Here is a 12,375-nt window from a genome sequence, read left to right as displayed (position 1 = left end):
CCCTCACACGGTCAGCGCGTCGAGGTCGATCCGCAGCGGACACGGCTCCTCGACAACCAGCACATGCTCTGCCCGCTGCGACTCCTCGTAGTGCCCGTCGACGAGCATGAAGACGTTGATGGTCACCGGCGGCTCAGGATCGACCAGCCAGTACTGCGGAATGCCCGCCTCCGCGTACTCCACTGGTTTGATCACCGTGTCCGTTCGCCGCGACCCAGGCGACAGAATCTCCACGGCGATCAGGATCTCCGCGGCGACAGTCAACCCCGGCCCGTCCAGCGCGCAGGCGAGAGCGATCGTGACGTCGGGCGCGCGCACGACCGGAGGTGTCGACTGGAGATCGACATCGATGTCCGGGAGCACCAACAACCCCGCCGGTAGCTGCGGCCGGATCTGCATGTGCAGGTCACCGACGAGGAGCATGTGGCGAGGCACTGGCGTTGGACTCGCGATGACCACGCCTTCTTGGAGTTCGTACCGACGGGACCGGTCCACCGGTAACGCCGCGAACTCCGCCACTGTGTAAAGGCGTCGCGAATCGTGCACCTCGTGCCAGTCGTCGTGTGGTGGCGAACTCATGGGACTTAATCTACCCCCGGGGTCCGACGATTCCGGGCCGTCCGCCATTCGATCACCTGTTCGAGTGGATTTACTCCGTTACCTGCCTGCCGCTGGGGTGGATGGGGCATGCGGTGCGGACCGGACACCGAGGACAGTCCGGGTTCTCGACCGCCGTGTACTCCGGCCCCACGGTCGACGCCGCCGCGTCGCGGACCACCGATAGCCAGTGCTCCAGCACTTCACCCTTGACCGGTTCCTGGACTCGTTCCGTGGCACCGGTTTTCTTGTTCGCCTTGGACACGTACAGCAGCCGCGCCCCGCCCGGTTCCCGGCTGAGTCCGTCTTCCGCGAACGCGCCGTAGGCGACGGCGAGCTGGTACACCGCCATCTGCGGGTGTTCCTGGGCGTTGCCCGCGCTGACCGGAGCCTTGCCCGTCTTGACGTCCACAATCACCGGGCGCCCCCGCGCGTCCACCTCCAGCCGGTCGACCCGACCGCGAACCGTGATGGCGTCGGGAAGTTCGACCGACATGTCACGTTCCACGGCGACCTGGGTGAGCTCGGCGCGGGTGGCGTGCAGCCAGGTGAGGAAGGTGTCGACCATGCCGCGCACGCGCTGCTGTTCACGCCGGGAGAACCACGGCGCGCCCGCGTCGACCGACGCCCACGCCCGGTCCAGTTCCGCCATCAGATCTTCGCGGGTCGCGCCGGACGCGGCGGCCTGGGCCAGTGCGTGCACTAGGGTGCCGGTGATGGCGGCCAACTCCACCGGGTCCTGGCCGCCATGTCGCTCGACGACCCACCGCAGTGGGCATTTCGCCAGTATCTCCACAGTGGACGGTGAGACCCGAACCGGGTCGCCCTTGCCGCGCAATGGTTCCACTGTGGACACTTCGGGCAGGCCGTACCAGCTATCCGGGTGCGCGCCCGGGATGCCCGCCTCCGCGAGGCGGGCGAGCTGGCGGGCGGCGAGTCCGCGGCGGCCCTGGTCGACGCCGTTGTCGCAGACCACTTGGCGCAACTCGCCCACCAGGTCGGCCAGCACCAGTGCGCGCTCCGGCTTCGCGATCGGCACCAGCGCCTCGGCGTCGTCGGTCGCCTCCACGCCCGCGAGTTCGGCGAGGAATCGGGACGGCTGCTCCTCTTCCCCGCGCACCGCGCTGACCAACAGCTTGGTCCGCGCGCGCGACGCGGCCACCAACAACAGCCTGCGCTCCTCGGCGAGCAGCGGGGCCGTCGCGGACACCGGGTCGGTTATGTTCACCCCGGACACCAGGTCCACCAGCCGCTCGACGCCGAGCAGGGAGCCGCGCAGGCGCAGGTCCGGCCAGGCACCCTCCTGCACCCCGGGCACCGCCACCACTGTCCACTCGCGACCCGCCGCCGCGTGCGCGGTGAGTACGACGACGGCTTCGCCCTGCGGCGCGGTGGGCGCGAGGGTGTCGCCTGCGATGCGGTGTCCGATGAGGTGGTCGGCGAACGCGGCGATGCCCGCGCCGGGCAGCCGCTCGGTGTAGCGCTCGGCCGCGTGGAACAGCGCGACGATCGCGTCTAGGTCGCGATCCGCCTGCGCGCCAACGGGTCCGCCGCGGGTGGCGGTCGCCACCCAGCGCGCCTCCAGGCCAGCACGCTGCCAGATGTCCCACAGCACCTGCTCGACGCTGACCCCGTCCGCGATTCCCTTCTGCGCCAGGGTGAGCAGGCCCGCCACCCGGCGGACGGGCGCGGCCTCGGCGTCGCCGAGCGCGGTGAGCTGGTCGTCGGCGGAGAGCACCTCCACCAGCAGGTCGTCGCTGGACTTGTCGCCGCCGCCCGCGAGCTCCAGCCTGCGCAGGCCGCGCCGCAATCGCCGCAGTGCCAACGGATCGGCGCCGCCGAGCGGCGAGGACAGCAGCAGCTCGGCCATCGCCGGGTCGAGCAGCGCGGGGGTCGCCGCGCACCGCAGCAGGGCCAGAAACGGCCGCACGGCAGGCTGTTGCGCGAGCGGCAGCTCGTCGCCGGGCGCGGCCACCGGGACCCCGGCCGCCGCGAGCGCGCGGTGCAGTACCGGCACCGATCGGGTCGCCGAGCGGACCAGCACCGCCATGTCCGACCACGGCACGCCGTCGAGCAAGTGCGCGCGCCGCAACTGATCGGCGACCCAACTCGCCTCCGCCGCCGACGACGCGTGCAGCCGCACGGTGACCGTGCCGCCTTTGTCGCGGCCCTTGTCGACCCGGCGCCTGCCGCCGCCCGGCAGCCGCGCCGCGAGGTGCGACACCGCGCGGCGCACGGCGGGCGCCATCCGGTGGCCCGTCCCAAGATGCACGGTGTCGCCCGCCGCGTCGCGCAGCAGCCGGGGATCGGCGCCACGGAAGGAGAAGATCGCCTGATCCGGGTCGCCCGCGACGACGAACTCCGTCGCCGCCGTCCCGATGCCGCGCACCAGCCGGTACTGCAGCGGGTCGAGGTGCTGCGCGTCGTCGACCAGCAGGTAGCGCACCCGCGCGCGCTCGGCGGCCAGCAGCTCGTCGTCGGTCAGGAACGCCAGCACCGCGCTCGCGACCAGCTCGGCGGCGTCGAGCGCGGGCGCGCTGGTGTGCGCGACGGCGCTGTCCGATGCCCCGCGCAGCAGCGTGACCTGCTCGTACTGCTCCCAGAACCGGCCTGCCGCAACCCATTCGTCGCGAATGTGCTGGTGGCCGAGGTCGATGAGGTCCTCGGGGCCGAGGCCGCGCTCGGCGGCGCGCAGGATCAGGTCGCGCAGTTCCTCGGCGAACCCGGGCACCGCCAGCGTGGGCCGCAGCCGCTCCGGCCAGTGCTCCGCGCCGAACTCCAGGTCGCCTTCGAGCAGTTCGCGGATGACCGAGTCCTGCTCCGGGCCGGACAGCAGCCGGGGCCCGGGGCCGCCGTGCAGCATCGCCTGGATGCGCAGCACGGCGAAGGCGTACGAGTGCACGGTCCGCACGAGCGGTTCGCGGACGGTCCGCAGCGGGCCGTCGTCGCCGTGTTCGGTGAGCAGCACCGTGATCCGGGAGCGCAACTCGGCGGCGGCGCGACGGCTCGCGGTGAGCACGAGGAGCTGTTCGGGGTCGACGCCGCCACGCAGGATGCGGTCGGCGGCCACCTCGGCGAGCAGCGTCGTCTTGCCGGAGCCGGGGCCGCCGAGGACCCGCACGAAGCCGCCGATGCCCGCGAGCACCCGCCGCGGTTCGTCGTCCCACTGGTGCGCGCGCCGCTTCGCCGCCTGCCGCCGCACGAGCAGCGGCGCACGAGTCGACTTCCCGGCTGCCACGGTGACGATTGCATCACGGCCACCCCCGAACCCCGGCAGCGGCACGCCCAACGCGGCGGACGCAATGCCGCATCGCACCGACAACGACAGTCGGCGCGGACGCAACTCCGCCGCCCACCTTCCCGCAAAGCGCAACCACGCACAGCAACCGCCAAACGAAGACATCAGGAGCAACGACGCCGCTCCCCGCACGATGCAACCGCGCACGGCAACCGTCAGCGGAGACGACGGATGCGATGATGCCGCCCATGTCCGACTCCCTGCACGTGCACACCTTCGGCCCAGAGGACGCGGCGCCGCTGTTGGCACTGCACGGCATCACCGGCCACGGCGGGCGCTATCGGCGCCTCGCCGAGCACCAGCTAGCGGGCCGTCGGGTGCTCGCGCCCGACCTGCGCGGCCACGGCCGGTCGCCCCGGCTGCCGCCCTGGACACTGGAGCAGCACGCCGCCGACCTGCTCGCCGTTCTCGACGCCCATCGGCTCGACTCGGTACCGGTCGTCGGCCACTCGTTCGGCGCGCTGGTCGCCATCCATCTGGCCCGGCTCGCGCCGCAGCGGGTGCGCAAGCTGGTGCTGTTGGACCCGGCCGTGAGCGTGCGGCCCGCCGACGCGCTGGCGTGGGCGGAGACCCCGGTGAAGACCTGCGCCGACCGAGCCGAGGCACTGGCGACCCAGCGCAACGACTGGCCGGACGCCGTCGACCCGGAACTCATCGAGGAGGAGGTCGACGCCAACTGGGTGCCGATAACCCGCGCTACCGCCCAGGCCAACCCCGAACAAGACCCGGCCCACCAGCCCGACCCCCACCAGACCAATCCCCCACAAGTCACCCCCGCACAAGGCACGCATGCCCGGCCCACACAAAGCCCTCCCGCACAGAGCCCCCGCAGCACACCCCCGCACGCCACTCCCCCACCAGCCGCTCCCCCACAACGCCCGACCCCGGCCACCCTTTCGCAAGGCAATTCCCCCCAAGACAAACCCCCACCCACCTCGGGGGGACAGCCCTGCTCCAGTCTATCGGCGGGTGGGGGTGGGGGAAGGGGGGCGCGAAATCTGTGGATGGATTCGGGGGATGTGGACTGGCGGCCCCGGTATTGCCCGGCGGCGGTGACCACGGCGTGGAGTGAGATGTGTCGGGCCACCCGGCTTCCGCCGCCCGGCACGCCGACGCTGGTGGTGCGGGCGCTGCGGGAGGCGTTCGTCGGGCCCGAGTTCCTGCAGGCGTGCAAGGTGGAGTTGGGCGCGGATTTCACGCTGGTCGACCTGGATTCGGGGCACATGGTCTACCTCGAAGAGCCTGATCAGGTCGCCAGGCTCATCGACGGGTTCCTGGAGTGAGCGTGGACGAGGATCTGCACGAGCGGATCCGCGCCGCCGTCCGGTCGATCCCGGCGGGCAGCGTTGCGTCCTACGGCGACATCGCCGACCTGACCAGGGCACCGTCGCCCCGGCTGATCGGCCGCATCCTGGCCGAGGACGGGCACGACCTGCCGTGGCACCGCGTGCTCAGGGCGAACGGAACCCCCGCGCCGCACATCGCCCGCGAGCAGCTCGAACGGCTGCGCGCGGAAGGCGTGCTCGCGAACGGCGAGAAGGTCGACATGCGGACCTACCGCTGGTCGGCGGTCCGGCCCGACCCGGAACCCGGATTGTTCGACTGAGCTCCCGCGCCAGTCGAACCCGGCGTCAGGAGCGTTTGGCCGCCGCCGGGTCGAGGCCCAACATCTCCAGCAAGTGCAGGCAGTCGGCCACGTCGGCGGCGTGGTCGGCGACGGTACGTGCGGCCTTGCTGCACTGTTCGGCCATGTGCATGGACTCGACTTCGCGGGCAGCGGCGATCCGGCTCACGGCGGGGCCGGCATCGTGGGCAAGCGTCATTGAGCACCTTCCTTGGGGCGGCCGCCGCGAGGAAGAGCATCGAGGTTGCTCACAGGGTTTCCAACGGCGTGCCGGCCGGGAGTCCATTCACTCTTTCAGCCGAGTGTTGGCCGCACAACCCCCCGAACGGAAGCGCCTCGAAGGGTAAGCGACGCGTCACTGCCCGCTACAGTCGTGCCTGGTCAGGCCCGCCGGGCGAACGCGATGAGGCCGGCGAGGAGGAAGACCCCTCCGAGCACGACGGCGATCAGTCCGATTCCCATGTCCTGTGGACGCGCGGGAGCGGCTGAGGTTCACCGCAGGCCCGGAGGCGCTGTCCGCGCCGGCACGGCTCAACCACGCGGTTTTCGTACTTCGGTCCGATGTGGAGCGACGATCACCAGGAGACCTTCGCGGGGGCGAGCAAGTCCATCGACAGGTCCCAGAGCTTCGCGGCCAACTCCGCGTCGCGCGCGGTCCGGCTGGGCGTCTCGGGGACGGCGGTGCCGAACGCCATCATCCGCGGGCCGTAGAGCGCGCCCTGGACCGCGTCGGGATCGGTGGCGGCGCGCAACGTCGGGACGGCGCCTGCTGCGGCCGACTGGGCAACGATCCGGTCGCTGAAGCTGAACAGCGTGGCGCGCAGCCCGGGATCATCCTTGCCGAGTTCGGTGCGGGAGTAGCCGGGGTGGGCGGCGGTGGACAGCGTGCCGGCGCCCGCCGCGTCGAGGCGCCTGCCGAGTTCGGCGGTGAACAGGATGTTGGCCAGCTTCGACTGGAAGTAGGCCCGCCAGCGGCCGTGGCGGCCCTGCTCGAAGTTCGGGTCGTCGAGCCGGATGCGGCCGGGCCGGTGCCCGAAGCTGGTGACCGTGACGACCCGCGCGCCCGCCGTCTCGTTCAGCACGGGGAGCAGGCGCAGCGTCAAGGCCATGTGGCCCAGGTGGTTTACGCCGAACTGGGTGTCGAAGCCGTCCGCGGTCTTGGACTCGGCGAGGCCCATCAGGCCGGCGTTGTTGATCAGCAGGTCGAGGCTGTCGTACTCGGCCTTGATCTCGTCCGCAAACGCTTCGATGGACCCCTGGTCGGCCAGGTCGAGGGCACTGACGCGGACCCGCTCGGGCGCGACGCCGTGGCTGAGCACCAGGTCACGGGCCGCGTTCGCTTTCTGCTGGTTGCGGCAGGCCATCACCACCGTGGCACCGCGCTTGGCGAGCACCCGCGTGGTCTCGAAGCCGAGGCCGACGTTGGCGCCGGTCACGATCGCCACCTTGCCCTCGACGGCGGGTACGTCCTGTTCGGTCCATCCGGTCATGCCATCTCCCTCGTAACCTGAACCTGCGTTCACCCTCTATAGTGAGCCAAGGTTCAGGTTCTGGCAAGCGGGAGGGGGACGCCATGGTCCGGGCCGACTCCGTCCGCAACCGCTGCAAGATCCTCGACGCCACCCGGCGCCTGTTGTCGACGCGCGGCAACCAGGTCGGCATGGACGAGATCGCCTCACACGCCGGGGTCGCGGTCGGCACCCTGTACCGGCACTTCCCGACCAAGGCCGACCTGATCGACGCCACCGTGGCCGAGCTGAGCCAGGACCTGGTGACCAGACTGGCGGCCGCGGCCGACCGGGTGGCCGCGGGCGCGGACCCGATCGCCGAGTTGGGCGTGCTGCTGCGCGAGTTCACCGAGATGGCCGCCAACGACCGCGCGGTCAAGGCCGCGGCGACCGGGCTGGCCGCGGAATCGTTGCGGCAGTTGGAAGAGCGCGGACTGGCCCAGTTGCAACGAATCATCGACGCTGCGCGCGCACGGGGCCTGCTGCACCCCGACATCACCACCGCCGACTTGGCGCTGCTGGTCGCCACCGCCCCGTCGGACACCGTTCCGGCGGTGGCCCGCGAACGCTGGCTGCAACTCGCGCTGCGCTCCCTGACGCCCTGACGCACCGCGCGGTGTCCACACCCACCCACTGACCTCGCGACACCGCACCCGACCGGCGCTCGCTTGCGTGGCCCCTTCCCGACGGCGACCTCACCGCCACACCCACACCCGCCGGCGACTTGACCGCCGCACCCCGCGCGCCCCTTCGGCTATCCCCGCAGGCGACCTCGCCGCCACACCTGCGGCAGGCGGCCGCGCATCCACCCCCGCCGAGGTCCGAGCACCGCTCATCCCATACCCGCATCGCACAACCGGGCCAGGGCCGCCCACGCGGACCAGTCCTGCCGGTCGAATTTCCTGGCCACCTTCCGCCGACAAGTCTTTCCGCCTTGACAACTTTTCTGTTCGGTGAGACCGTTGTCCCATGTTCGAAGTAGGAGTGATCGACGACCCGGCCGCGGCCGAGGTCTCCCTGGACCCGGTGCGCGCCCGGCTGCTGGCCGCGCTCGCCGAGCCGGGTTCGGCCAGTTCGCTGGCCGCCCAGACCGGTCTGACCAGGCAGAAGGCGAACTACCACCTCAAAGAGCTGGAGAAGCACCGCCTGGTCGAACTGGTCGAGGAGCGGCGCAAGGGCAACTGCACCGAGCGGGTGTTCCAGGCGACCGCCGCCTCCTACGTCATCACCCCCGCAGCCCTCTCCGCGGTCGCCCCTGACCCGTCGCGGGCGCCGGACCAGCTCAGCGCGCGATGGCTGCTGGCCGTCGCGGCGCGGCTGGTGCGGGAGGTCGGCGACCTGATCACCGCGGCGACCAGCGCCCAGCAGCGGCTCGCGACCTACGGCATCGACGGCGAGGTGCGCTTCGCCACCGCGGCCGACCGGGCCGCGTTCGCGGGCGAGCTGCAGGACGCCGTGGCCGACCTGATCCGCAAGCACCACAACGAGGCCGCGGCAGGCGGCAGGCCGCACCGGCTGATCGTCGGCCTGCACCCGAGCATCACCAAACCGTTGAACACCAAGCCGTCGAGCGCCACACCGTCCACTGAGGAGCGTTAGCCATGTCGAAGAACTTCGAGATCCGCCGCGAGGTCGTCCTGGCGGCGACCCCCGGGCAGGTGTTCGCCGCGGTGACCGGCGGGACGTCGGGTTGGCTGTTCCCGACCGCCCAGCCCAGCCCGGACGGCACCCCGGACGAGGAGGGAAACCGGGTCGTCACTTGGGAACCGCCGAACCACCTGCTCGTGCGCACCGACGGCGCGGACGGCTGGTTCAACGCCTTGGAGCACATCATCGAGGGCGAGGACAACGGCACGACCGTGGTCCGGTACGTCCACAGTGGAATCTTCGTCGACGACTGGGACACCCAGTTCGACGGCGCGGGCAAGCACACCGACTTCTACCTGCACTCGCTAGGCCAGTACGTGCGGCACTTCGCGGGCCGCCCCGTCACCTACGTCGCGGCAGATCCCGAGGGCCCGGCCGCCCGCGCGCCGGGCGCCACCGAGGTGCTGCGCAAGACGCTCGGTGTGCGCGCCGTGGGCGACCGTGTGCTGATCGACGTGCCGGGCCTCGACCCGGTGGACGGCGAGGTCGACTATCTGACCGAGCACTTCATCGGCATCCGCTCGGCCGACGCGCTCTACCGCTTCTACGGCCGCGAGTCCTGGGGCGCGCCGGTTTCGGCCGCGCACCACCTGTTCGCCGCCGACGCCGATGCGGAGAAGGCGACCAACGCCTGGCAGTCCTGGATCAACAGCAGCTACGCCTGAACCGAGAGATGGGGCTTTCCGATGGCAACGACCGACCTCAAGAAGATCAACCTGGACCGGCTCGTCGGGCCCGTGCTGTCCGCGACCCGAATCGTGGGATTCCTGTTCGTGTGACGGTACGTCGTGGGCCGGGGCTGGGTAGCAGGGGAAACCCACCCCCGGCACACGGTGCGCGCCGATGGTCCGGCGGAGAGGGCAGGATTCGAACCTGCGTGGGCCGAAGCCCTTCCTGAAACAGGAACCCGTTGAGCCGCTCCGGGCACCTCTCCCGTTCTTCTTGCTGGAACCCACAATGCCAGGCGGCGCTGACCCGCCGCTGACGGTGAACTGATCACCGTCAGCGGCGGTCGCGATGGTCAGCTCAGCTTCTCGTCGGCGCTCGTCCGGTGGGCGGCGGGGATCTTGCCCAGCCTGCCCGCCTCGTAGTCCTCGAACGCCTGGATGATCTCCTGCCGGGTGTTCATCACGAACGGCCCGTAGCGGGCGATCGGCTCGTTGATCGGCCTGCCGCCCAGCACCAGGATTTCCCAGCCGGTAGGCGAATTTACGGGCTGGACGTCCGCCGCCCGCAGCGTCAGCGCCTCACCTCCGCCGAACACGGCGAGCTGCCCCTCGTCGAGCGGCCGCCGCTGCGCGCCGACGGTGCCGTGTCCGGAAAGGACATACACCATCGCGGTGAAGTCCGCGGGCCACGGCATGGCGAGCCGCGCGCCCGCGTTGACCGTCGCGTGCAGGTAGGTGATCGGCGTGTAGGTCGACCCCGGACCCTGGTGGCCGTCCAACTCGCCCGCGATGACGCGGACCAGCGCGCCCCCGTCGTCGCTCGACAGCAGCCGGGCGTCGCGGGCCGCGATGTCCTGGTAGCGCGGCTGCGCCATCTTCAGGGTGCGCGGCAGGTTGACCCAGAGCTGTACGCCGTGGAACAACCCGCCCGCGGCGACCAACTCCGGTGGCGGCACCTCGTTGTGCAGGATGCCCGCGCCCGCGGTCATCCACTGGGTGGAGCCGTCGGTGATCAGGCCGCCGCCGCCGATGGAGTCGGTGTGCTGCATGGCGCCGTCGATCATGTAGGTCACGGTCTCGAAGCCGCGGTGCGGGTGCCACGGGGCGCCCTTGGCCTCGCCGGGGCCGTACTCGACCGCGCCCATGTGGTCGAGCAGCAGGAACGGGTCGGCCAGCGAGAGATCGACACCCGGGAACGGCCGACGCACCTGGAAACCCTCGCCCTCCAAGAACTTGCGTGCCTGCACGACCCTGCGCACCCCGCGCCAGGTCGTGACCGACTCGGGCAGGTTCGGCAGGCGGGGCAGGGTCAAGGTGTCGGCGGTGATCGCAGGCATCTCGTGCCTCCTCATCACATTCGGCCGCCCGGGCGGCGACCACTCGAACCCTACAATGTAGTTGCGATCTCAATTATTCCCGCGATCCCCGCCACCTCGGCGTCGTGGATCTCCGCCACCGCCGCACCGACTCCCGCGAACACGCCATCAATATCAGGGAACGGGCTGGTCCGGGCGTATTCGGCGCGCAGTGCCCACAGTTCCGCGGCGGCCTCGGCCCGCTCGTCCGCGCCGTCGTCGCCGTCGCCGATCGTGGTGGTGACGGTCGCCGTCAGCGTGCGCAGGCGCTCGACCACCGGCAAGTCCGCCGGCAGCGCGGTCTCGGCCAGCGCGTGCCACCGCTGCGCGATCTCCCGCCAGCGGGTCGCCTCGGCAGCCAGGGCCGGCCGGTCGAGGATCAGCGCGGCGCGGTCGAGGAAGTCGGCGAACAGGCCGCGCAGATTGCCGCCTGTCATCCCCGCCGGCTCGACGGCCTCCCACACCGACGCGAGGGCGTCCAGCACGCCGACGCGGTCGGCGAAGACCTTCGGCCACGCCTTGGCGGCGCGCTGGTCGGTCATCATCCGAGACCACTTTCGCCACGCGGGCAACGAGAACGAGTCCGAAGCCTGCGACAGATGCTCGCCGACGTCGACCAGTCCCGCGGCGACCGCGTGCCGCAACCGCTCGGGGGTGACGATCTTGTCGGTGTCGGCGATCGTGACGGCCAGGTTCTGGTACGACCCGACGCGAGCACGCGCGCGCTCGAAGTCGGCCGCGGCCACGGTGAGCGGGGCCAGGTTGCGGTCGTCGAGGTGGACCCGCCCGTCGACGTGGGCGTAGGCGACGACCGGGTGGCCGCCGTGTCCGTCGAGGTGGTTCGGGACGTTCCAGTAGCCGATGTGGAAGCGGTCGGGCCAGACCAACGCGGGCCTGCCCACGTCGTGCAGGTGCCGGGCCGCGGCTTTCGCGCCGCTGGTGCGGTGTTCGGTGATCGCGATCCCCAGCCGGTCGGCGACCTTGCGGCTGGGGACGGCGATGCGCTGCCACTGGTTGGTGAAGGCGAGGACGACCGAGCGGGAGTCGTCGTGCTTGAACTCCCAGAGGATGTAGCCCGCGCCGATCCCGCCGCCGATCCCGAACAGCAGCGGCTCGTCCAGTTCGTGGCTCGACCTGATGTCCGCGTGCGCCAGCATGCCGACGAGCGCGGCGGACTCGGGCTCGACCCCACCGCGCAGGGCCCAGCCGTGGTCGAGCACCGGACCTTGATCGCCGACCAAGTGGGCGCGGGCCGTGGAGTAGCGTTCGCCGGTCTTGGCCATGCGGGCCCGGATCCGGCCTTTGAGCTGCTTCTTCGACGTCATCGCAGATCGCTTCCCGGCTGCGTGTTTGGGCACGGACGGACCCCACGCGCCATCCCGCCCCGCAGCCAGTGCGTTTCGCGGTCGTCGGTCACGTCCCGAGGCGCTGTGCGTCCCCTTTGCCCCCGCATCCGCCCGGCGGCGTGGGTACCGGGTCTGGAGGTTCGGCGCGGAACTCGCCGAACCCAACGATAACCCGGCCCCAGGCTCCCGGCTACACCCCCGACCGACCGGGGCCACCCCTTTTTCAATCGCACGAGCCCCCCAAGGACACCCCCCGCCCATCCCTTGGGGGCACTGCCCTTGGCCAGTCTATCGGGGTGGGGGCGAGTTTGGGGTGGTGGGCGTTTGGCTGT

The 12,375-nt window shown here is 71.3% G+C and carries 11 protein-coding genes and 1 tRNA gene; 5 read left to right on the top strand and 7 right to left on the bottom strand.

Going from position 1 to position 12,375, the window contains the following annotated elements; genetic code table 11:
- Window positions 1–3: 3 nt before the first annotated feature.
- Together ACT4N7_RS03730 and ACT4N7_RS03725 are read right to left on the bottom strand one after the other, a co-directional pair.
- A complete protein-coding gene (locus ACT4N7_RS03730) occupies window positions 4–579 on the bottom strand; it encodes a Uma2 family endonuclease (protein ID WP_444827140.1) in 576 nt (191 codons plus the stop codon).
- Between the two features lie 70 nt (window positions 580–649).
- Complete coding sequence (locus tag ACT4N7_RS03725) at window positions 650–3,835, bottom strand: ATP-dependent helicase (RefSeq protein WP_444827139.1); 3,186 nt, start codon at window positions 3,833–3,835, stop codon at window positions 650–652.
- Between the two features lie 248 nt (window positions 3,836–4,083).
- Between ACT4N7_RS03725 and ACT4N7_RS03720 the strand changes: the two genes are divergently transcribed.
- Both ACT4N7_RS03720 and ACT4N7_RS03715 read left to right on the top strand, forming a co-directional pair.
- Window positions 4,084–5,178: an alpha/beta fold hydrolase gene (locus tag ACT4N7_RS03720; RefSeq protein ID WP_444827138.1), complete on the top strand. Its 1,095-nt coding sequence runs from the start codon at window positions 4,084–4,086 to the stop codon at window positions 5,176–5,178.
- Between the two features lie 2 nt (window positions 5,179–5,180).
- Window positions 5,181–5,501, top strand: coding sequence for an MGMT family protein (locus ACT4N7_RS03715; protein ID WP_444827137.1), 321 nt, complete (start codon window positions 5,181–5,183; stop codon window positions 5,499–5,501).
- Window positions 5,502–5,526: 25 nt separating this feature from the next.
- On the opposite strand, the gene ACT4N7_RS03710 is transcribed toward ACT4N7_RS03715, so the two are convergent.
- Window positions 5,527–5,718 (bottom strand): hypothetical protein, encoded by a 192-nt coding sequence (locus ACT4N7_RS03710; RefSeq protein WP_444827136.1) that lies wholly within the window; start codon window positions 5,716–5,718, stop codon window positions 5,527–5,529.
- A 376-nt stretch (window positions 5,719–6,094) separates the two neighbouring features.
- The gene (locus tag ACT4N7_RS03705) at window positions 6,095–7,009 is read right to left on the bottom strand and encodes an oxidoreductase (protein WP_444827135.1); all 915 of its coding nucleotides are present in this window, start codon (window positions 7,007–7,009) and stop codon (window positions 6,095–6,097) included.
- Between the two features lie 83 nt (window positions 7,010–7,092).
- On the opposite strand from ACT4N7_RS03705, the gene ACT4N7_RS03700 reads away from it, so the two are divergent.
- From ACT4N7_RS03700 to ACT4N7_RS03690, 3 genes are all read left to right on the top strand, one after another.
- On the top strand, window positions 7,093–7,632 hold the full coding sequence (locus tag ACT4N7_RS03700; RefSeq protein WP_444827134.1) for a TetR/AcrR family transcriptional regulator: 540 nt from the start codon (window positions 7,093–7,095) through the stop codon (window positions 7,630–7,632).
- A 364-nt stretch (window positions 7,633–7,996) separates the two neighbouring features.
- Entirely contained in the window at window positions 7,997–8,626 is a 630-nt protein-coding gene (locus ACT4N7_RS03695) for an ArsR/SmtB family transcription factor (RefSeq protein WP_444827133.1), read from the top strand.
- 2 nt (window positions 8,627–8,628) lie between these two features.
- The gene (locus tag ACT4N7_RS03690) at window positions 8,629–9,339 is read left to right on the top strand and encodes an SRPBCC family protein (protein WP_444827132.1); all 711 of its coding nucleotides are present in this window, start codon (window positions 8,629–8,631) and stop codon (window positions 9,337–9,339) included.
- Between the two features lie 187 nt (window positions 9,340–9,526).
- Here ACT4N7_RS03690 and ACT4N7_RS03685 read toward each other — a convergent pair.
- The 3 genes from ACT4N7_RS03685 to ACT4N7_RS03675 all read right to left on the bottom strand — a co-directional run bounded on the left by ACT4N7_RS03685 (window position 9,527) and on the right by ACT4N7_RS03675 (window position 12,022).
- A tRNA-OTHER gene (locus tag ACT4N7_RS03685) sits at window positions 9,527–9,608 on the bottom strand.
- Window positions 9,609–9,695: 87 nt separating this feature from the next.
- Window positions 9,696–10,679: a pirin family protein gene (locus ACT4N7_RS03680; protein WP_444827131.1), complete on the bottom strand. Its 984-nt coding sequence runs from the start codon at window positions 10,677–10,679 to the stop codon at window positions 9,696–9,698.
- A gap of 50 nt (window positions 10,680–10,729) precedes the next feature.
- The gene (locus tag ACT4N7_RS03675; protein ID WP_444827130.1) at window positions 10,730–12,022 is read right to left on the bottom strand and encodes a BtrH N-terminal domain-containing protein; all 1,293 of its coding nucleotides are present in this window, start codon (window positions 12,020–12,022) and stop codon (window positions 10,730–10,732) included.
- Window positions 12,023–12,375: the final 353 nt, after the last annotated feature.

It is taken from the genome of Actinokineospora sp., from assembly GCF_052390155.1.
Classification (GTDB): domain Bacteria; phylum Actinomycetota; class Actinomycetes; order Mycobacteriales; family Pseudonocardiaceae; genus Actinokineospora.
The sequence above is the reverse complement of the archived record's forward strand: the minus strand, read 5'-3'. Positions and strand labels throughout refer to the sequence as shown.

Bases quoted from the DNA above. Each gene is read 5' to 3' on its own strand.
- ACT4N7_RS03730 (WP_444827140.1), bottom strand. From the start codon at position 579: ATGAGTTCGCCACCACACGACGACTGGCACGAGGTGCACGATTCGCGA.
- ACT4N7_RS03720 (WP_444827138.1), top strand. From the start codon at position 4,084: ATGTCCGACTCCCTGCACGTGCACACCTTCGGCCCAGAGGACGCGGCG.
- ACT4N7_RS03710 (WP_444827136.1), bottom strand. From the start codon at position 5,718: ATGACGCTTGCCCACGATGCCGGCCCCGCCGTGAGCCGGATCGCCGCT.
- ACT4N7_RS03705 (WP_444827135.1), bottom strand. From the start codon at position 7,009: ATGACCGGATGGACCGAACAGGACGTACCCGCCGTCGAGGGCAAGGTG.
- ACT4N7_RS03700 (WP_444827134.1), top strand. From the start codon at position 7,093: ATGGTCCGGGCCGACTCCGTCCGCAACCGCTGCAAGATCCTCGACGCC.
- ACT4N7_RS03695 (WP_444827133.1), top strand. From the start codon at position 7,997: ATGTTCGAAGTAGGAGTGATCGACGACCCGGCCGCGGCCGAGGTCTCC.
- ACT4N7_RS03690 (WP_444827132.1), top strand. From the start codon at position 8,629: ATGTCGAAGAACTTCGAGATCCGCCGCGAGGTCGTCCTGGCGGCGACC.
- ACT4N7_RS03680 (WP_444827131.1), bottom strand. From the start codon at position 10,679: ATGCCTGCGATCACCGCCGACACCTTGACCCTGCCCCGCCTGCCGAAC.
- ACT4N7_RS03675 (WP_444827130.1), bottom strand. From the start codon at position 12,022: ATGACGTCGAAGAAGCAGCTCAAAGGCCGGATCCGGGCCCGCATGGCC.